We start from the raw sequence: 20,256 nt of genomic DNA on the forward strand, positions 1-20,256 counted from the left end.
CATTTTGAGCCACCGGTGCCGACGAATCATCGGGTCACCAGCCGGTATCGAATTCCTGGTCAGTGAGGCCGACAGCTCCCGCGGCGACGCGGACGCAATCCCTCACGCATCCGCCATGGGGAGGTGCGGCAGCAGCTTGTCGAGGGTGATGGGGAAATCCCGCACCCGCACGCCAGTGGCGTTGTGAACGGCATTGGCCACCGCTGCCCCGGCGCCGCAGACGCCGAGCTCGCCGAGACCCTTGGCGCCGAGCGGATTCGCCTTCTCGTCCGGCTGCTCCAGGAACACGACCTCCAGCTCCGGTACGTCGGCATGGACGGGGACGTGATATTCGGCGAGGTCGCGGTTGACGAAGCGGCCATGGCGCGGGTCGAGATGCGTCTCCTCCATCAGCGCCGCGCCGAGGCCCCAGGTCATGCCGCCGATCACCTGCGAGCGCGCGGTCTTGGCGTTCAGCAGGCGGCCGGCATCGATCACCGCCAGCATACGCCGCAGCCGGACCTCGCCGGTGTCGATGTCGACCGCGACCTCGGCGAATTGCGCGCCGTGGGAATGCTGGGAGAAAGCCTTGTAGTCGGGGTTCGCCGCCATCGGGGTGGACGCCCCCTCGGCCTCGAGCCCCTCCGGGGCGATGCGGGCGAGGAAATCGGCCGACAGCGTGCCGTCGCCTGTCCCCGCGGCCGCCGCGATCTTCGCCCGCAGCGCGAGGCAGGCCTGATGGACGGCAGAGCCGGAGCTGGCGGCGCCCCAGGACCCGCCGGAGCCGGCGGTGCGCGGGAACCGGCTGTCGCCGAGCTCCACCGTCACGGCCGCGAGCGGCACGCCGAGCCGTTCGGCCGCGATCTGGGCCAGGATGGTGTAGGTGCCGGTGCCGATATCGGTCATGTCGAGCCGTACCGTCACCCGGGCCCGGGCATCGATCGCCACCCGGGCGGTGGCGGCACCGAGATAGTTGGGCCGGATCGCCGCGGCCATGCCCATGCCAATCAGCTTGCGGCCCTCGCGGACCTGCCCCGGCGCGGCGCTGCGGCGGTCCCAGCCGAAGCGACGCGCGCCCTCCTGCAGGCAGCCGACCAGGTTGCGGCTGGCGAAAGGCACGCCGCGCTCGGGATCCCGCGCCGGCTCGTTGCGGATACGCAGCTCGATCGGGTCGAGGCCGAGCCGTTCGGCCAGCTCGTCCATGCCGCATTCGAAGGCGATCAGCCCCGGCGCCTCGCCCGGTGAGCGCATCCATTCGCCACGGCGGAGATCGACCGGCACCAGCCGGTGCCGGGTCAGCCGGTTCGGGGCGGCGTAGAGCGACCGGGTGACGACCGCCGTCTGCTCGCAATACTCCTCGACACGCGAGGTGGCCGAGCAGACGTCATGGCCGAGGGCGGTCAGCCGCCCCTCACGATCCGCGCCGAGGCGGACCAGATGCATCATCTCCGCCCGATGTCCGGCGTTGCCGAACATCTGCTGCCGGGTCAGGGCGACCTTGACCGGCCGCTGCAGGTTCCGTGCGGCCAGGGCGGCCAGCACCGTGTCCGCATGCACGATCAGCTTGGAACCGAAGCCGCCGCCGGTGAAGGGGCTGACGATGCGGACATTCTCCGACGGTATGCCGAGCGTGTTGGCGATGCCGGCCCGAACATTCGCCAGGGTCTGCGCCCCGGTGCGGATCGTCACCATGTCGCCGGACCATTCGGCCAGCGTGGCGTGGGGCTCCATCGGATTGTGATGCTCATAGGGCGTCCGGTAGATCGCCTCGACCCTGACCGGCGCGGCGGCGAAGGCTCCTTCGAAATCGCCGATGGCGCTGTCGGTCTGCATTCCGGCATTGGTCCGCGGCGGCGCATAGGCCTCGGCCAGGCGGGGCGCCAGCTCGAAGGCGCCCGCCGCCGCCTCGTACCGGACCCGGATCAGCCCGGCGGCGGCGCGCGCGGCCTCGAAGCTCTCGGCCACCACCAGCGCCACCGGCTCGTCATGGTAGCGAACTTGGTCGTCGGCGAGCACGGGCCGGGCGCGAGTGAACACCTCGGGCGGCGTCGGGGTCAGCGGCGGGCCGAAGTCGGGCTGAGCCGGGGCGTTGCGATGGGTCATCACATGCAGCACGCCCGGCGCCCGCTCCGCCTCCGCCGTGTCGATCGCGGCGATGCGGCCCTTGGCGATGGTCGCGCCGAGGATGACGCCATAGGCCGGTGCCTCGCTCGGCACATGCTCATAGGCATAGGTCGCCCGCCCGGTGACCTTGAGCGGGCCGTCGATGCGGTCGACCGGCTTGCCGATCACGGTGACGTCCGTCGCGATGATGTCTGCCATGCTCCCCTCACCCGCGCTCGACGGCGGCGGCCAGGGTGTGCCGCAGCGTCCGTTGCGCCAGCTGGATCTTGAATTCATTGCCAGGCCGCCCCCTCGCATCGGCCAGGGCCACCGCGGCGGCATCGCGGTAGGCGTCATCCGCCGCGGCGGCACCGGCCAGGGACCGCTCCGCGGCGTCGGCGCGCCAGGGCTTCGGCGCCACCCCGCCCAGGGCGATGCAGGCGCGGCGAATGCGCCCGCCCTCGGCGTCGATGATGGCGGCGACCGAGACCAGGGCGAAGGCATAGGAGGCGCGATCCCGGACCTTGCGGTAGATCTGCCGGCCGGGCGGCGGCGGGGGCAGGACCACCGCCGTGATCATCTCGCCGGGATGCAGCACGGTCTCCACATCCGGCGCGGTGCCCGCCGGCCGGTGCAGCCCGGTGACCGGGACCACTCTCGTCCCGCCATCGGGCCGGATCGTCTCGATCCGGGCGTCGAGCGCGGCCAGGGCGACGGCCATGTCGGAGGGATGGACGGCGATGCAGTCGCTGCCGGCGCCGAGCACGGCGTGCATGCGGTTGAAACCGTCCAGGGCGGCGCAGCCGGAGCCGGGGCTGCGCTTGTTGCACGGCAGCGACAGGTCCTGGAAATAGGGGCAGCGGGTGCGCTGCAGCAGGTTGCCGCCGGTCGACGCCTTGTTGCGGATCTGGCCGGACGCGCCGGCCAGCAGCGCCTGGGCCAGCACCGGATAGCGCCGCCGCACCGCCGGGTCGGCGGCAAGGTCGCTGTTCCGCACCTGCGCCCCGATGCGCAGCCCGCCTTCCGGCATCGGCTCGATCCGGTCGAGCGGCAGCCGGCTGATGTCGACCAGATGGGTCGGCTGCTCGACCCCGAGCTTCATCAGATCGAGCAGATTGGTGCCGCCGGCGATGAAGCGGGCTCCCGGTTGTCCCCCGACCGCCGCGGCCGCCCCGTGCGCGCTTGTTGCGCGCTCATAGGTGAAGGGCTGCATCGGTCACGCCTCCGCCACGTCGCGGATGGCCGCAACGATGTTGGGATAGGCCGCGCAGCGGCAGATATTGCCGCTCATCCGCTCGCGGATCTCCGCATCGTCGAGCGTGACGGCAGCGGCGACATCGGCACTGGCATGGCTCGGCCAGCCGGCATCCACCTCGCCCAGCATGCCGATGGCGGAGCAGATCTGCCCGGGCGTGCAATAGCCGCATTGGAACGCGTCGCGGGCGACGAAGGCGGCCTGCATCGGATGCAGCGCATCGCCCCGCGCCAGCCCCTCGATGGTGGCGATCTCGTCGCCCTCATGCATCACCGCCAGGGTGAGGCAGGCGTTGATGCGCCGGCCGTTCACCAGCACCGTGCAGGCGCCGCACTGGCCGTGGTCGCAGCCCTTCTTCGAGCCGGTCAGGCCGAGGGAGTTGCGCAGCGCGTCGAGCAGCGTCGCCCGCGTGTCCAGCTCGACCGCCCGTCCCTGCCCGTTGATCGACAGGCGCATCGTCGCCGTCCGGATCGGCGTGGGCGGCTGGGCGGCGGCGGGCGCCGCGGCGCCGGTGAAGACCAGGCTGGCCGCGGCGCCCGCCTCCAGCACGGAGCGGCGCGTCGGTCCGGTGTTGCCGTCGGCTGCGGCCATGGAGCATCCCCCGTCTGCGGGACGAGACCAGTCTCGTCGATGCCGGTGAGGTGGGGGCCGCGCGGCCCGGCCGCTGTCAGAAAGCCGGCAGCATTGTCAGGATTCGGGAAGAATCCGCATCCGATAGCTCCGGGGGGAGGTGCCGCGCAGGCGCCGGAACGTCGCGGTGAAGTGGCTCTGGCTCGAGAAGCCGAGCCGGGCGGCGACGGTCCCGATCGGCAAAGCAGGGTCGCCGAGCATCGATTCGGCCCGGCGGATCCGCTCCTCCAGCACGAAGGCCCAGGGCGCGATTCCGGTCGTGGCCTTGAAGCGCCGGGCGAAGCTGTCGGCGCCCATGCCGGCAACCTCGGCCATGCCAGCCAGCGAGATGTCGTCGGCGATATGGGCATCGACATAGCCCCGGACCCGGGCCAGGGCGCGGCTGCCGAGCCGCCCGTGGCGCGGGGCCGGCGGCGGGTCGCCGTCCAGCGCCGCCAGCCGGAACGCCAACACGGCGACGAGATGCTCGAGATAGGCTGCATCGGGGCGGCAGCCGAGCGCGATCTCGGACTGCAGCGCGCCGATCAGAGAGCCGATCACGGCGTCGCTGCGATTCACCACGATCGGCAGACGCGCCAGGCGGCCGGCCTGATTCCAGGCAGGATCGATCCAGAGGGCCGAGTAGCGCAGATCGGCATCGCGGTAGACGCCGGTCCGCTCCGCCCCTGCCGGGACGAAGGTGAACACGCCCGGCCGGTCAGGGCCGTCGAACAGCAGCCGGCCCTCGGCCTGGACGCGGGTGCCCGCGGTGCGGCCGGCATCGGTCAGCACCAGCAGATGCCGCGGCGCGGACCACCGCATCTCCACCTCCCGGCATACCCAGCGCCGGCAGTCGTACAGCACCTGCGAGCCGAACCACGAAACCCGGCGCAGCCGGACCGTCGCATCCTCGCGGGCCTGGATCTGCCCGTGGCCGAACATGGGGCGGATCGACATGGCTGCACCTCGGCTCCGTTGCCACGCCGCCGCGATCGCCACAGCAATGCGGAAGCCATGCCGACGAGACGATGTGGGTCCCGGTGATGTGGTCCGTGACGGGCCGGATTGAACCCGGCAGCGTCAACCTGTCTCCGCAGGACATGCGCAGCGCCGTGCCCGGACACCAAGGCGGCCTTCGGTAGCGGCACCCGCCCGGAGACATCAATGCAAATCCTGAACGAATAGTTGTTTCGGGCGGGCGACAGATCTTGAATGGACCGGATATTGCCGGTACCTGAGGTTCACAGCAGGAAGCTGGAGACATTGTGTGCAGGGAAGACCACTCGACACGCCTGATAGTGGTCACATGTCGCCCAGCCCGGGGCCGGGCCTTTCAGCCAATGCCCCGCGCCTGATGGAATGCCACGAATGCGGGCTGGGGCATGCCGTGCCGGTGCTGCCGGACGGCACCGCCGCGCGCTGCATCCGCTGCGGCGCGACGCTGCACCGGTTCCGTGCCAGCTCGCTGGACCATGCCTTCGCCTATGCCTGCGCCGGGCTGGTGCTGTTCCTGATGGCGAACCTCCTGCCCTTCATCTCGCTGGAGATCTCCGGCCGGGTGCAGAGCGCCAGCCTGGTCACCGGGGTGGTCTCGCTGTACCGGCAGGGGCTGTGGGAGCTGGCGGCGGTGGTGGCGCTGACTATGTTCCTGGCCCCCGGCCTGCGGCTGGGCACGCTGGCCGTGGTGCTGGGCGGCCTGCGCCTGAGGCGGCCGCCGCGCTGGCTGCCGCGGCTGTACCGCTGGGCCGACCTGCTGGGCCCCTGGGCAATGATGGAGGTCTATCTCCTCGGCGTCTTCGTCGCCTATGTGAAGCTGATCGACCTCGCCACCGTCGTGGTCGGGCCCGGCCTCTATTCGGTCGGCGGGCTGATGCTGGCGATCATCGCCGCCGGCACCAGCCTGGACACCGAGACGGTGTGGCGGGCGTTCGAGCGCCGCGGCCTGGTGCCGGCCACCCCGACGGCCGCCCCGCGCCGGCCGACCGCGCTGTGCCATGGCTGCGGCCTGGTCTCGAACCTGCCGGCCGGGGGCCATGGTGCCTGCCCGCGCTGCGGCGCCGCGCTGCACCGACGGCGGCCGGACAGCCTGACCCGGACCTGGGCGCTGGTGGTGACCGCGATCATCCTCTACATCCCGGCCAACCTGTTCCCGGTGATGACCGTGATCTCGCTGGGCAGCGGCGCGCCGGACACGATCATCAGCGGGGTGATCGAGCTGGCCGATTCCGGCATGTGGCCGCTGGCCGCGCTGGTGTTCTTCGCCTCGATCACCGTGCCGGTGCTGAAGCTGGCGGGGCTGATCTACCTGCTGGTCACGACCCAGCGCGGCGCCCGGGGCCAGCTGCGCAACCGGACCGTGATCTACCGCATCGTCGAGGCGGTCGGCCGCTGGTCGATGATCGACATCTTCATGATCTCGATCCTGGTGGCGCTGGTCCAGCTCGGCCAGCTGGCGACGATCGAGCCCGGGATCGGCGCCGTCTCCTTCGCCGCGGTGGTGATCGTGACCATGATCGCGGCCATGACGTTCGATCCGCGCCTGATCTGGGACGCGGCGGGGGAAAACCGTGACTGAGACAGATGATCATCCCGGGCCGGCGGCCCCCGCCCCGCGCATCGACCGCAAGCGCCGGCTGACTCCGATCTGGCTGGTGCCGATCGTCGCGGCACTGGTCGGCGTCTATCTCGCCTGGATCACCTTCTCCGAGAAGGGGCCGACCATCACCATCAGCTTCCAGTCCGCGGACGGGCTGGAGGCCGGCAAGACCCTGATCAAGCACAAGGAGGTGGTGTTCGGCACGGTCAAGACCATCGCCCTGTCCGAGGATCTGAGCCATGTCGAGGTGACCGCCGAGATGACCAGGGAGGCGACGGCGCATCTGCGCCAGGGCACGCGCTTCTGGGTGGTGCGGCCGCGCCTGTCGGCCTCGGGCGGGCTGACCGGCTTCTCGACCATCGTGTCCGGGGCGTTCATCGAGCTCGACCCCGGCCAGGGCGACAGCGAGCGCAGCTTCACCGGGCTGGAGGATCCGCCGGTGGTGCGGGCCGACGTGCCGGGCACCGAGTTCCTGCTGACCGCCGACCGGATCGGCTCGGTCGGCGCCGGGTCGCCGATCTATTTCCGCGACGTCCAGGTCGGCCAGGTGATGGGCTTCGATTCCTCGAACCTCGAGGCGGGCGTGACGATCCACGCCTTCATCCGCGCGCCGTTCGACCGCCAAGTCTACGCCGGGACGCGGTTCTGGAACGCGGCCGGCATCTCGCTGACCACCGGGCCGCAGGGGCTGAAGCTGCAGCTCGAATCCCTGCAGGCAGTGCTGGCCGGCGGCCTCGCCTTCGACACCCCGGCCACCGCCCGGACCGGCCAGCCGGCCAAGGCGGGCACCACCTTTCCGCTGTTCAAGGACCAGCAGAGCGTGGATGAGGCGCAGTACACGGTCCGCCTGCCCTATCTGGTGTATTTCAACGAATCGGTCGGCGGCCTGGCGCCGGGCGCCGCGGTCGAATGGCATGGCCTCAAGGTCGGCCAGGTCACGGATATCCGGCTGCAATACGACGCCGCCGCGGGCCAGGCGCGCATCCCGGTGACGATCGAGGTCGAGCCGCAGCGGATCGAGCTGGTTGGCACCGAGGAGAATTTCGGCAGCGGCGCCGTCGTCGCGGGGCTGGTCCGGCGCGGGCTGCGGGCGCAGCTGAAGACCGGCAACCTGATCACCGGCCAGATGGTCGTCACCCTCGACATGTATCCCGACGCGGCGCCGGCGGAGCTGGGCACCGGCGACCGCTATCCGGTGATCCCGAGCATTCCCGGGCAGCTCGACAGCGCCATGCGGTCGATCAACGGCATCCTCGACAAGGTGTCGGCGCTGCCCCTCGACAAGCTGATCGACCAGGCCAACGCGACGCTGAAATCCGTCGAGACGCTGGCCGCGGCGCCGGAGATCACGGAGTCGCTGCGCTCCCTGGCCGGCGCCCTGTCCTCCACCCAGCAGCTGCTGAGCCAGGCCAACACCGATCTGGGCCCGGTGATCGAGAAGCTGCCGCCGCTGCTCGCCACGGCGCAGCAGGCGGTGCAGCGGCTCAGCGGCACGCTGGGCTCGATGAACCAGGGCTATGGCGCGGAGTCGACCTTCAAGCGCGACCTGACCCGGCTTATGAGCCAGGTCGAGGACACGTTGCGGTCGGTCCGCATCCTTTCCGACTATCTCGAGCAGCACCCCGAGGCGTTGATCCGGGGCAAGACCGGAGGGCTGGACTGATGCGCGCTTTGCCCCTGCCCCGCCGCGGGCTCCTCGCCGGGCTCCTGGCCGCCGCGGCGCTGGCCGCCTGCTCATCGACGCCACCCAAGGTCTACACCCTGGCGACCGTGCCGGGCGCGGCCGTTGCGGGACGGCCGGTCACGGCCTCGGTGGCGGCGGTCGAGGTTCCGAAATATCTCGACCGGCCGCAGATCGTCCGGCGCTCCGGCACGGTCGAGCTCGGGGTCGAGGAGTTCGAGCGCTGGGGCGAGCCGCTGGCCAACATGGTGCAGCGGGTGCTGGCCGACGACCTGGCCGCCCGGCTGCCCGCGGGCTCGGTCGTCACCACCAGCCGGACGCTGTCCGGCGACGAGGCCCTGACGGTGGAGCTGGCGCTGGGCCGCTTCGACCCGGAGGCCGACGGCACGGTGGTGCTGGAGGCGCAGTGGCGGGTGCAGCGCAAGTCGGGCGGCCGGCCCCGGACCGAGACGGCGCGGATCACCCGCCGCCCGGCCGACGACAGCACCGCCGCCGAGGTCCGGACGATGAGCGACGCGCTCGGCGAGTTGGCCGACCATATCGCACAGCAGATCCAGCTTCCGGCAGGCCGGTCAAAGCCGCGATAACGCCGTATCCGGCGCCGCTCCTGCTCCAGGCTCCGGCGCCAGGAAAAGAGGCCGGCCCGGTTGCGGTACGGGCCGGCCCTGAAGTGGAGCAATGGAGTCAGTCCGGCGAAGCCTTCGCCGGCCGCCCCGACGGGGTCGAGGCGGTAGTCGGAGTGTCATGGATCCGGCAGCGCACCGACACCCCCATTTGGGAGGTCTCCCACCGGATTTTCGCAGCGTGAAAGCCGCGGTTCACGGAGGCTTCACGATGGCGCGGAGGGCGTTTCAATCGAGGTGGAAGACCTCCGGCATCATGGCCCACCACTCCCCCTCCTCGCGGGTCTCGAACGGTTCCTGGCACGGCGCGCACAGCGCCCACCATTCCCGCGTCCTCGGATCGCCCGCCATCCGCGCCATGTCGGCGGCGAAATCAGCCCCGTGATACTCCCAGGTGCCGAACAGGATGTTCTCCGGCTGCTTCAGGAAGATCGAATAGTTGCGGATGTGGCAGGCGCTGATCATCGCCAGCACCTCGGGCCAGACGGCCTGGTGCAGCCGCAGATACTCCGCCACCGTATCCGGCTTCAGCCGGATGCACATGCCCATGCGCTGCATCACCCTGTCCTCGTCCTATCTTCAGAGACCGTTTCGAAATGCGCTGGCGTGAGTCGGCTGGTGGTGGTTTCGAGAACCGGAGCGCAGCGGACGTTCAAGTCCGTGAGCACCGGAAGCGGAGAAACCGCCATCAGACGGCCACGCCAGTAGCATTTCCAAACGGTCTCTCAGCGCCGGGCCCGCCACGCCACCCGGTCCTGCCGCGTCGCCTCGGCGACCCTGCCGGCGGCGTCGCGCAGCCAGGCCGGCTTCCGCGCCTCGAGATCCTCGGCGATGGCGCGGGCGCGGGAGCGGCGGGCGGAGTGCAGATTGGCCAGCTCCGCCCCCATCGCCGTCAGCAGCCGCCGCATCAGGCCGGGATCGGCCAGCGCCGGGAAATCGAGCTTGCGGCTGTTCGGCGCCAGCCGGCGGACGACGATGCCCTTGCGCGGCTTCAGCCAGGGATCGGCGATCCGGTATTTGCTGAAGGCGATCTCGGCGAAACGCATCTTGCGGTCGCCGCCCTGGATCAGCGACCAGGCCGAGGGCAGCAGCGGCTTGGCCTCGCGCGCCACCGGCCCGCCATGCCAGTCGGCCAGCCCGACCCAGCGCGGTCGCCCGAGGCTGCCGAGCCCCGCCACCCGCCGGACGGTGACCACCGCCAGATCCGAATCCGGCATGGCGGCGGCCAGCACCTCGCGATAGGCCCGCGGCGCCGAGGCGTGCGGCAGCTGCTCCAGCGCCGACCAGAACCGCTCGCGCTCCTCGTCGCTGGCCAGCACCAGGTCGCGCAGCCAGAGATGCCGCCGCTCCAGCACGAAGGCAGCCGGCGCCCGCAGCCCCTCGACATAGCCGCCGAGGATGGCGGCGGAGATCTCGTCGAGCGCGACCGAGCGGTCGCGGCCCCGTGCGAGCAGGGCGCTGGCCGCCAGGCGGACGAGGTCGAGGGCGTAAGGCGTCTCCGCCGCCTCGTCGAAATCGTTCACGCCCCAGATCAGCCGCCCCTCGGCATCGCGCCACAGCCCGAAATTGCCGATATGGGCGTCGCCCACCGAGACGACGCGCGGCGCGCCCATCAGGCCGGGGCACAGCTCATGCGCGGTCTCGGCCCAGCGGAAGCAGGTGGCGCGCAGGAAGAGGAAATCGCTCTCCTCCATCCTGCGGTGCTTGCGGTCGAGATCGGCCTGCACGAGCTGACGGCCGAGCTGCTCCTCGAGCCAGACCTCGTAGCGCTTGACCGACGCTGTGATCGACCCCATGCGGACCCCGGCTTTGCCCGGCCGACATCATAATCGGCCACAGCCCGTCGTCCACCCGGGTCGCGCGGTCAGCCCGGAAGGGTCTCGACCGCCTGCACCACCAGCGGGTTCAGCTCGGCGTTCTTGGCCGCCACCTCGGCACGGATCTGGGCCTTCATCCGCGGCTCCCAGAAATCCTTGATGTGCTTGCGCACGCCGGCCACCGCCTCGTCCTGAGGATAGGAGGCGAAGAAGGTGGCGATCTGGTTCGCCATGCGGATGATCTTGTCGGCGCTGCCGCTCATGCTTCGACCTTGACTGGGAGCAAGGGAGAGAAATCGGTGTAGGCGGTCATGGCATCGCGGCGGGCGAAGGCCACCAGGGTGACGCCGGCCGCCTTGGCCGTGTCGATCGCCAGCGTCGTCGGCGCCGAGATCGCGACCAGGACCGGGATCCCGGCCGCGGCCGTCTTCTGCACCATCTCGAAGCTGCAGCGGCTGGTGATCACGCAGATCCCCTGCCCCGCATCGATGCCGGCGCGGGCCAGGGCGCCCACCAGCTTATCGAGTGCGTTGTGCCGGCCGACATCCTCGCGCACCAGCCGGATCCGGCCCTCGCGGTCGGCCCAGGCGGCGGCGTGGACGGCGCCGGTGCGGCTGCGGATGTCCTGCATCCCATCGAGGTCATGCAGCGCCCGGCGGATCGCCACCAGCTCGACCTCGATCGGCTTCGGCGCGCGGCGCTTGCGGCCGTGCAGGGTGTCGAGGTCGCTGGTGCCGCAGATGCCGCAGCCGGTGCGGCCGGTGATGTTCCGCACCTTCTGCAGCATCTGGGAGAACTGCGCGCCGCGCAGCGCCATCCGCACCTCGACGCCGCGCTCCTCGTCGCCCGTGACCGCCTCGACCGTCAGGTCGGACGGCGCGTCGGCCAGGCCTTCGGTCAGGCTGAAGCCGAGGGCGAAGTCCTTGAGATCCGCCGGCGACGCCATCATCACGGCATAGGACAGGCCGTTATAGATCAACGCCACCGGCACCTCGGCCGCGACCACCTCCTCCACCGGCTCGACCCGGTCGTCCCGGGTCAGCCGCCGGGCCGGCAGGCGCAGATCGGTGGGAGGCAGGGCCATGGCTACTCCGCCGCCTGCTGCGGCCGCTCGATCTGGATCGTCTTCTCGCGCAGCTCGCGGTACCCGATCTGCCAGTCGGACAGGTGGTTGACCCGCCGCACCTGCACCGCCGTCACCTTGTATTCCGGGCAGTTCGTCGCCCAGTCGGAATAGTCGGTGGTGACGACGTTGGCGCCGGTCTCGGCATGGTGGAAGGTGGTGTAGACGACGCCGGGCTGCATCCGCTCCGAGATCTTGGCCCGCAGGCTGGTCTCGCCCGACCGGCTGTGCAGCGCCACCCAGTCGCCGTCGCGGATGCCCCGGTTCTCCGCGTCCGTCGGATGGATCTCCAGCACGTCCTCGTCATGCCAGGCGACATTCTCGGTGCGCCGGGTCTGGGCGCCGACATTGTACTGGCTGAGGATGCGCCCCGTGGTCAGCACCAGCGGGAAGCGCGGGCCCGTGCGCTCCTCGGTCGGCACGAACTCGGTGATCATGAACCGGCCCTTGCCGCGGACGAAGTGGTCGATATGCATGATCGGCGTGCCTTCCGGCGCCGCGTCGTTGCACGGCCACTGCACCGAGCCCAGCTCGTCCAGCCGCTGGAACGACACGCCGGCGAAGCTCGGCGTGGTCCGGGCGATCTCGTCCATGATCTCGCTCGGATGGCTGTAGCCCATCTTGTAGCCCAGCGCGTCGGACAGCAGCATCGTCACCTCCCAGTCGGCGTAGCCGGCCTTGGGCGGGGTGACGCGCCGGACGCGGCTGATCCGCCGCTCGGCATTGGTGAAGGTGCCGTCCTTCTCGAGGAAGGAGGAGCCGGGCAGGAACACATGGGCGTAGCTGGCGGTCTCGTTCAGGAACAAATCCTGGACGATGACGCATTCCATCGCCGCCAGGCCGGCCGTGACATGCTTCACATCGGGGTCGGACTGGGCGATGTCCTCGCCCTGCACATACAGGCCCTTGAACCCGCCCTCGACCGCGGCGTCGAGCATGTTCGGGATGCGCAGGCCCGGCTCGGCCGACAGCGCCGTGCCCCACATGTCCTCGTAGATCTTCCGCACCTCGTCGCCGGCGACGTGGCGATAGCCCGGGAACTCGTGCGGGAAGGACCCCATGTCGCAGGAGCCCTGGACGTTGTTCTGGCCGCGCAGCGGATTCACGCCGACGCCGCGCCGGCCGACATTGCCGGTCAGCATCGCCAGGTTGGCCATGCCCATGACCATGGTCGACCCCTGGCTGTGCTCGGTGACGCCGAGGCCGTAATAGATCGCGGCCCGGCCGCCGGTGGCGTACAGCCGCGCCGCCGCCCGCATCTCGGCCGCCGGCACGCCCGTCAGCTCCTCCACCGCCTCCGGCGCATGGCGCGGATCGGCGATGAACTCGGTCCAGCGCGAGAACTCGGCGATGTCGCAGCGCTCGCGGACATAATCCTCCGCCACCAGCCCTTCGGTCACGATCACATGGGCCATCGCGTTGACGATGGCGACATTGGTGCCGGGCTTCAGCTGCAGGTGGTGGTCGGCCTTGATGTGCGCCGACTTCACCAGGTCGATGCGGCGCGGGTCGACCACGATCAGCCGGGCACCCTCGCGCAGCCGGCGCTTCATCCGGCTGCCGAACACCGGGTGGGCGTCGGTCGGGTTGGCGCCGATCACCATCATCACGTCGGTCTCGTCGACGCTGTCGAAATCCTGGGTGCCGGCCGAGGTGCCATAGGTCTGGCCCAGCCCGTAACCGGTCGGCGAATGACAGACCCGGGCGCAGGTGTCGACATTGTTGTTGCCGAAGCCGGCGCGGATCATCTTCTGGACGAGGTAGGTCTCTTCGTTGGTGCAGCGCGACGAGGTGATGCCGCCGATCGAATCCTTGCCGTAGGTCGCCTGGATCCGCTTCAGCTCGGAGGCGGCATAGGCGATCGCCTCCTCCCACGACACCTCGCGCCACGGATCAGTGATCTGCTTGCGGATCATCGGCTTGGTGATCCGGTCCTTGTGGGTGGCGTAGCCCCAGGCGAAGCGGCCCTTGACGCAGCTGTGGCCGTGGTTCGCCTTGCCGTCCTTGTACGGCATCATCCGCACCACCTCGGTGCCCTTCATCTCGGCCTTGAAGGCGCAGCCGACGCCGCAATAGGCGCAGGTGGTCACCGCCGAATGGTCGGGCTGGCCGGCATCGATGATGCTGTTGTCCATCAGCGTCGCGGTCGGGCAGGCCTGGACGCAGGCGCCGCAGGAGACGCACTCGCTCTCCTTGAAGCCGTCATCCTGGCCGGCCGAGACGAAGGAGGCGAAGCCGCGCCCGTCGATGGTCAGGGCGAAGGTGCCCTGCACCTCCTCGCAGGCCCGGACGCAGCGCGAGCAGACGATGCACTTGGTCGGGTCGAAGGTGAAATACGGGTTGGAGGTGTCCTTCTCGCCGACCAGATGGTTGGCGCCGTCATAGCCGTAGCGGACCTCGCGCAGGCCGACGACGCCGGCCATGTCCTGCAGCTCGCAATCGCCGTTGGCGGAGCAGGTCAGGCAGTCCAGCGGGTGGTCGGAGATGTAGAGCTCCATCACGTTCCGGCGCAGCTTCGCCAGCTTCGGCGTCTGCGTCCGGACCTTCATGCCGGGCTCGACCGGCGTGGTGCAGGACGCCGGCGTACCGCGCCGCCCCTCGATCTCGACGACGCAGAGCCGGCAGGAGCCGAACGGCTCCAGGCTGTCGGTCGCGCACAGCTTCGGGATCGCGGTCTCGACCTCCGCCGCCGCGCGCATCACCGAGGTGCCGGCCGGCACGGTCACGACCTGGCCGTCGATCTCCAGCGTCACCAGGCTGGGCGACAGCCGCGCCGGGGTCCCGAAGTCCTGTTCCGTCACGAGAGCCATCGGATGGCCTCCTTATTCCGCGGCCTGCGCCGGGGCAGGCGCGCGGTCGAAATCATCGGGGAAGTGGGTCAGGGCGCTGAGCACCGGATAGGGGGTGAGGCCGCCGAGGGCGCAGAGCGACCCGTCCAGCATGGTCTCGCACAGGTCTTCGATCAGCGTCAGGTTGCGGCCGAGCTCATGCCCGCCCGTCTCCCGGCTGGCGATGATCTTGTCGATGGTCTCGACGCCGCGGGTCGACCCGATGCGGCAGGGCGTGCACTTGCCGCAGCTTTCGATGGCGCAGAACTCCATGGCGAAGCGGGCCTGGACGGCGAGGTCGACGCGGTCGTCGAACACCACGACGCCGCCATGGCCCAGCATGCCCTTCTTCGCCGCCATCGACTCGTAGTCGAGCGGCGTGTCCAGCAGACTCTCCGGGAAATAGGCGCCGAGCGGGCCGCCGACCTGGACGGCGCGGAACGGCCGGCCGCTGGCGGTGCCGCCGCCGAACTCCTCGATCAACTCGCGCAGGGTCAGGCCGAAGGCGACCTCGATCAGCCCGCCGCGCTTGACGTTGCCGGCCAGCTGCAGCGGCTGGGTGCCGCGCGACCGGCCGGTGCCGTAATCGGCGTAGAAGGCGGCGCCCTTGTCGAGGATGATCGGCACCGAGGTCAGCGACAGCACATTGTTGATCACCGTCGGCTTGCCGAACAGGCCCTTCAGCGCCGGCAGCGGCGGCTTCGGCCGCACCGTGCCGCGCTTGCCCTCCAGGCTCTCGAGCAGCGACGTCTCCTCGCCGCAGATATAGGCGCCGGCGCCGACCCGGACCTCGAGGTCGAAGCGCCTGCCGCTGCCCAGCACGCTGGGCCCCAGCACGCGGCGCTGATAGGCGATGTCGATCGCCGCGTTCATCGCCGCCACCGCATGCGGGTATTCCGAGCGGATGTAGATGAAGCCCTTGGTGGCGCCGACGGCGATGCCGGCGATGGTCATGCCCTCGACCAGCAGGAAGGGATCGCCCTCCATGATCATCCGGTCGGCGAAGGTGCCGCTGTCGCCCTCATCGGCGTTGCAGACGATGTATTTCCGGTCGGCCTCGGCCTGCAGCACGGTGCGCCACTTGATGCCGGTCGGGAAGCCGGCGCCGCCGCGGCCGCGCAGGCCCGATGCGGTAACCGTCTCGACGATCGCCGCAGGCTCCATCGCCAGGGCGGCGCGCAGGCCCTTCAGCCCGTCATGAGCCTCGTAATCGTCCAGCGACAGCGGGTCGGTGATGCCGCAGCGGGCGAAGGTCAGGCGCTGCTGCTTGGCGAGGTAGGGGATCTCTTCAGGTCGGCCGTGGCGCAACGGATGGTCGCCGCCCTCGGCGAGGCCGGCGGCGAACAGGCCGGGCACGTCCTCGGCCGTCACCGGGCCGTAGCCGATGCGGCCCTCCGGCGTCTCGACCTCGACGAACGGCTCCAGCCACAGCAGGCCGCGCGAGCCGTTGCGCACCAGCTGCAGCTCGACGCCGCGGGCGGCGGCCTCGGCCTGGATGGCGCGGGCGACATCATCGGCGCCGACCGAGATCGCGGCGGCGTCGCGGGGGACGAAGACCTTCATCGCGCGGCCTCCATGGCGTCGACGATGCGGTCGAGGCGCTTGGCGTCGATCCGCCCGACCAGCTCGCCATCCGCCATCGCCGCCGGGGCGCAGGCGCAGTTGCCGAGGCAGTAGACCGGCTCGACCGTGATCCGGCCGTCCGCCGTGGTCTCATGCAGCCCGATGTCGAGCCGCCGGCGCAGCTGCTCGGCCAGGTCGCGCGCACCCATCGACTGGCAGGCCTCGGCCTGGCACAGCTTCAGCACGTGGCGGCCCGCAGGCTCGGCCCTGAAATCGTGATAGAAGGTGATGACGCCATGCACCTCGGCGCGGGACAGGTTCAGCGCGTCCGCCAGCAGCGGCACGGCTTCGCGCGGCACATGGCCGAAGATCGATTGCAGATCGTGCAGAATCGGCAGCAGCGGTCCCTCGGTCGCACCATGCGATGCGATCACGTCACGCGCCACCTCGGCGTCCCAGCCTCGGCGTTCCGGCATCCGTCCCACTCCCTTTTCGGGTTCGTTGGACCGGGCGGCCTTGCCTGCCACCCGATTAACTTAGGATGTCCGGGCGCGTATACCAGATTCAAATACAAAGCCCGGATGAATCGATAAACGCCATTTATCAAGCTACCGGCTGCAGCGGCGTAGCCTGCAGCTCGGCGTCGAGATCCAAGGTACGGGCGGTGTCGAATAGGCCGCGCGCCAGGGGCGACGGAGGGTCGCGGTCCGCCATCACCAGCCCGACGGTGCGGGTGGCGGCCGGGTCGACCAGCCGCAAGGCCCGGGTGCCGGCCGGCACCCCGAACAGGTGCAGCAGCGCCCGCGGCATGACGCTGGACCAGAAGCCGGACCGGACGTGGGAGCACAGGTTGATGATGCTGTCGGTCTCCACCGCCGCATGCGGCGCGCAGCCGACCGACCGGAAGATGCCGTCGATGATCCGCCGGTTCTGCATGGTCGGGGTCAGCAGGCACAGCGGCAGCTCCGCCGCCTCGGTCCAGGGCATGGTCCGGCGCGACGGCGGCGCCTGGTCCGCCGGCATCAGCAGGATGTAGTCCTCCTGGTACAGCGGCAGGCTGCGGACATGGCGCAGCGGCTCGTTGTCGAGATAGGTGACGCCGACATCGATCTCGAAATTCTCCAGCCCGGCCTCGATCTGGATCGAGGTCTGCGACAGCACCGAGACCGTCACGGCCGGGTGTGACTGGGCGAAGGGCGAGGTGATCAGCGACACGATCGGCAAGGCCGAGGGCACGGCGCCGATCCGCAGCTTGCCGGCCAAGCCCTGCTGCAGCATCGCCAGTTCCTGCGCCAGCCCGTCGCGGTCGGCCAGGATCTTCTTGGCCCACTCAAGCACCAGGGCGCCCTCGCGGGTGAAGCCCTGGAAGCGGTGGCCGCGCTCGACGATCGGCACCTGCAGCTCCTCCTCCAGCTGGCGCAGGGCGGTGGACAGCGCCGGCTGCGACACGCGGCAGGCTTCGGCCGCGCGGGCGAAGTGCTTCTCGCGGGCGAGCGCGACGAGGTATTCGAGCTGGCGGATGACCATCGGGCCTCCGGAAAGGAATGCTTGATAAGGGCAGGTTATCGCCGGTCACGGCCAAGCCGCAATCGTCCCTGGCCTGCGCCGAAAGCGCGATGCCGACGGCAGCGGCCGGTCCTATAGTGCAGCATAGTCCTGAGCATCGGTCCGAGATGACCTCTTCCGACCCGGTTTCCGCCACCCTCCCCGACCTGATCGAATGGCTGTCGAGCGACGAATGCCACGATGCCTCGGGCACCGCCATGTTGACCGGCCTTGGCCGGCGGCTGCGTGCGCTCGGCCTGCCGCTCGACCGGCTGAGCCTGTCGCTGCGCACGCTGCACCCCCAGATCCTGGCCCGCACCTTCGCTTGGACGGAGGGCGAGCCGGTGGAGCAGCGCGACCGCGACAACTCGATCGAGCGCATGCCCTACTTCGCCACCAACCCGATCCGGCGGGCCACCGAAACCCGGATCTGGCTGAGCCTGTCGACGCCGGAGGAGATGGCCGGGCTCGAGGAGTTGGACTTCTTCCATGGTCGTGAGCTGGCGGTGGCGGAGGTGGTGCCGCTGGTGATGAGCCATGGCCCGGCCAGCGCCGCCGTTTTCGCCACGCGGCGGCCAGACGGGTTCGGGCCGGAGGGCCGCGCGGTGCTGCGGCGCATCGTCCCCGCCCTGCGCGGCGCCTGCGAGATCCGCCTGCTGCGGGCGACCGAGGCGACCCTGCTCAACACCTATGTCGGCCCAATCACCGGCCGGCGCATCCTGGACGGCCACATCCGGCGCGGCGACGTCGAGACACTGGAGGCGGCGCTGCTGCTGTGCGACCTGCGCGACTTCACCGTGCTGTCGAACCGGCTGCCGCCCGAGCAGATGCTGGACCGGCTGAACCTCTATTTCGACCAGATCGTCCCGGCCATCACCGCCGGCGGGGGCGAGGTGCTGAAGTTCATGGGCGACGCGGTGCTGGCCTTCTTCCATCTCGACGACGGGGCGGTGGCCAGCTGCGCCGCGGCCTTCGAGGCGGCCCGCCTGGCCCTGGACCGCATCCACTCCGCCTCCCAGGCCGGCACGCCGCTGAGCGCCGGGGTGGCGCTGCATCACGGCGAGGTCGCCTATGGCAATATCGGCTCCGGCGGGCGGCTGGACTTCACCGTGATCGGGCGCGACGTCAACCTGGTCAGCCGGATCCAGACCGCCTGCGCCACCACCGGCGAGCCGCTGCTGATGTCGCCGCGCTTCGCGTCGCTGCTCGGCCGCCCCGGCTGCCGCAGCATCGGCCCGTACCCGCTGAAGGGCTTCGCCGAGCCGCTCGACCTGTTCGCCTGGGACCCGGGATAGATCCGCCACCGATGAGCACCACCGCCCTGGGCAGCGACCGGCTGCTCGACCATCCGTCCTTCCTGGTGTTCTGGGGCGCGCGGGTGCTGTCCGCCATCGGTTTCCAGATGTCGGCCGTCGCCATCGGCTGGCTGGTCTATGCCCTGACCGGCAGCGCCTATAGCCTCGGGCTGGTCGGGCTGTTCCAGTTCCTGCCCATGGTGGTTCTGACGCTGCTGGTCGGGCATGTCGCCGACCGCTACGACCGCCGCCGGATCGTTCGGATCTGCCTGCTGGTCGAGGGCCTGACCCTGGTGGTGCTGGCGCTCGGCATCCTCGACGGCTGGCTGACCGTGCCGGGCATCTTCGCCGCGGTGCTGGTGCTGGGCGCGGCCCGCGCCTTCGAGCAGCCGACCATGGCGGCGCTGCTGCCGGGGGTGGTCCCGGCCGGAGTCCTGCCCCGGGCGCTGGCCGTCTCCTCCTCCGCCATGCAGACGGCGACGATCGTCGGCCCCTCGATCGGCGGGCTGCTCTACGCCGTCGGCACCACCGTGCCCTTCGCCCTGTCCGCCGCCTGCTTCCTCGGTGCCTGCGGCCTGATGGTCCTGATGCGGCTGGAGCGGCCGGCGCCGCGGCGCGAGCCGGCGACGCTGCGCTCGGTGTTCTCCGGCATCGCCTATATCCGCAGCCGGCCGATGATCCTCGGCGCCATCTCGCTCGACATGTTCGCGGTGCTGCTGGGCGGGGCGACGGCGCTGCTGCCGATCTACGCCCATGACATCCTGCAGACCGGGCCCTGGGGGCTGGGCCTGCTGCGCGCCGCCCCGGCCGTCGGGGCGCTGACCATGTCGGTGGCGCTGACCCGGGTGCCGCTGCGCCGCGCCGTCGGCCTGAAGATGTTCGCGGCGGTGATGGTGTTCGGCGCGGCCACCGTGGTCTTCGCCGCCTCCACCAGCCTCGCTGTGTCGCTGATGGCGCTGGCCGTGCTGGGCGCGGCGGACAGTGTCAGCGTGGTGATCCGCAGTTCGCTGGTGCAGTTGCTGACACCGGACGAGATGCGCGGCCGGGTCAGCGCCGTGAACTCGCTGTTCATCGGCACGTCGAACCAGCTCGGCGAGTTCGAGTCCGGCATGGTGGCCGGGCTGCTGGGCGCCGTGCCGGCCGGCATCATCGGCGGGCTCGGCACCATCGCCGTCGCGCTGCTGTGGATGCGCCTGTTCCCCGCCTTGCGGAAGGCGCAGACGCTCTCCGGCTGAGCCC

17 protein-coding genes are annotated in these 20,256 nt (G+C 70.6%); 5 read left to right on the forward strand and 12 right to left on the reverse strand.

The features are described 5' to 3' along the window. Positions 1-102: 102 nt before the first annotated feature. From BWR60_RS05305 to BWR60_RS05320, 4 genes are all read right to left on the reverse strand, one after another. Positions 103-2,301, reverse strand: a complete 2,199-nt coding sequence (locus tag BWR60_RS05305; protein ID WP_088149962.1) for a xanthine dehydrogenase family protein molybdopterin-binding subunit — start codon at positions 2,299-2,301, stop codon at positions 103-105. A gap of 7 nt (positions 2,302-2,308) precedes the next feature. Further along, positions 2,309-3,295, reverse strand: coding sequence for an FAD binding domain-containing protein (locus BWR60_RS05310; protein WP_088149963.1), 987 nt, complete (start codon positions 3,293-3,295; stop codon positions 2,309-2,311). 3 nt (positions 3,296-3,298) lie between these two features. Further along, a complete protein-coding gene (locus BWR60_RS05315) occupies positions 3,299-3,928 on the reverse strand; it encodes a 2Fe-2S iron-sulfur cluster-binding protein (protein WP_088149964.1) in 630 nt (209 codons plus the stop codon). Between the two features lie 96 nt (positions 3,929-4,024). Beyond that, positions 4,025-4,903 (reverse strand): helix-turn-helix domain-containing protein, encoded by an 879-nt coding sequence (locus BWR60_RS05320; RefSeq protein ID WP_088149965.1) that lies wholly within the window; start codon positions 4,901-4,903, stop codon positions 4,025-4,027. A 349-nt stretch (positions 4,904-5,252) separates the two neighbouring features. On the opposite strand from BWR60_RS05320, the gene BWR60_RS05325 reads away from it, so the two are divergent. The 3 genes from BWR60_RS05325 to BWR60_RS05335 are packed head-to-tail and all read left to right on the forward strand — an operon-like array spanning position 5,253 to position 8,810. Then, the gene (locus BWR60_RS05325) at positions 5,253-6,521 is read left to right on the forward strand and encodes a paraquat-inducible protein A (RefSeq protein ID WP_088149966.1); all 1,269 of its coding nucleotides are present in this window, start codon (positions 5,253-5,255) and stop codon (positions 6,519-6,521) included. Then, the gene (locus tag BWR60_RS05330; protein ID WP_088149967.1) at positions 6,514-8,205 is read left to right on the forward strand and encodes an intermembrane transport protein PqiB; all 1,692 of its coding nucleotides are present in this window, start codon (positions 6,514-6,516) and stop codon (positions 8,203-8,205) included. The genes BWR60_RS05325 and BWR60_RS05330 overlap by 8 nt, the downstream gene beginning before the upstream one ends. Further along, entirely contained in the window at positions 8,205-8,810 is a 606-nt protein-coding gene (locus BWR60_RS05335; RefSeq protein WP_088149968.1) for a PqiC family protein, read from the forward strand. Before BWR60_RS05330 ends, BWR60_RS05335 begins: the two co-directional genes overlap by 1 nt. A 264-nt stretch (positions 8,811-9,074) precedes the next feature. Here the strand turns inward: BWR60_RS05335 and BWR60_RS05340 are convergent, their stop codons facing one another. From BWR60_RS05340 to BWR60_RS05375, 8 genes are all read right to left on the reverse strand, one after another. Next, positions 9,075-9,404: an L-rhamnose mutarotase gene (locus tag BWR60_RS05340; RefSeq protein ID WP_088149969.1), complete on the reverse strand. Its 330-nt coding sequence runs from the start codon at positions 9,402-9,404 to the stop codon at positions 9,075-9,077. 167 nt (positions 9,405-9,571) lie between these two features. Beyond that, complete coding sequence (locus BWR60_RS05345; RefSeq protein ID WP_088149970.1) at positions 9,572-10,642, reverse strand: DUF2252 family protein; 1,071 nt, start codon at positions 10,640-10,642, stop codon at positions 9,572-9,574. A gap of 68 nt (positions 10,643-10,710) precedes the next feature. Then, positions 10,711-10,926, reverse strand: coding sequence for a formate dehydrogenase subunit delta (locus tag BWR60_RS05350; protein ID WP_088149971.1), 216 nt, complete (start codon positions 10,924-10,926; stop codon positions 10,711-10,713). Then, entirely contained in the window at positions 10,923-11,747 is an 825-nt protein-coding gene (gene fdhD, locus BWR60_RS05355; protein ID WP_088149972.1) for a formate dehydrogenase accessory sulfurtransferase FdhD, read from the reverse strand. Before fdhD ends, BWR60_RS05350 begins: the two co-directional genes overlap by 4 nt. A 2-nt stretch (positions 11,748-11,749) precedes the next feature. Then, positions 11,750-14,596, reverse strand: a complete 2,847-nt coding sequence (gene fdhF / locus BWR60_RS05360; protein WP_088149973.1) for a formate dehydrogenase subunit alpha — start codon at positions 14,594-14,596, stop codon at positions 11,750-11,752. 12 nt (positions 14,597-14,608) lie between these two features. Next, positions 14,609-16,177: a formate dehydrogenase beta subunit gene (locus BWR60_RS05365; RefSeq protein WP_088149974.1), complete on the reverse strand. Its 1,569-nt coding sequence runs from the start codon at positions 16,175-16,177 to the stop codon at positions 14,609-14,611. Next, entirely contained in the window at positions 16,174-16,653 is a 480-nt protein-coding gene (locus tag BWR60_RS05370; RefSeq protein WP_088149975.1) for a formate dehydrogenase subunit gamma, read from the reverse strand. Before BWR60_RS05370 ends, BWR60_RS05365 begins: the two co-directional genes overlap by 4 nt. Before the next feature lie 127 nt (positions 16,654-16,780). Then, positions 16,781-17,704, reverse strand: coding sequence for a LysR family transcriptional regulator (locus tag BWR60_RS05375; RefSeq protein WP_088149976.1), 924 nt, complete (start codon positions 17,702-17,704; stop codon positions 16,781-16,783). Between the two features lie 146 nt (positions 17,705-17,850). Between BWR60_RS05375 and BWR60_RS05380 the strand changes: the two genes are divergently transcribed. Then, the gene (locus tag BWR60_RS05380; protein WP_088149977.1) at positions 17,851-19,017 is read left to right on the forward strand and encodes an adenylate/guanylate cyclase domain-containing protein; all 1,167 of its coding nucleotides are present in this window, start codon (positions 17,851-17,853) and stop codon (positions 19,015-19,017) included. Positions 19,018-19,028: 11 nt separating this feature from the next. Next, the gene (locus BWR60_RS05385; protein WP_088149978.1) at positions 19,029-20,252 is read left to right on the forward strand and encodes an MFS transporter; all 1,224 of its coding nucleotides are present in this window, start codon (positions 19,029-19,031) and stop codon (positions 20,250-20,252) included. Positions 20,253-20,256: the final 4 nt, after the last annotated feature.

The sequence above is a fragment of the Inquilinus limosus genome, from assembly GCF_002195995.1.
GTDB classification, from domain to species: Bacteria; Pseudomonadota; Alphaproteobacteria; order DSM-16000; family Inquilinaceae; genus Inquilinus; species Inquilinus limosus_C.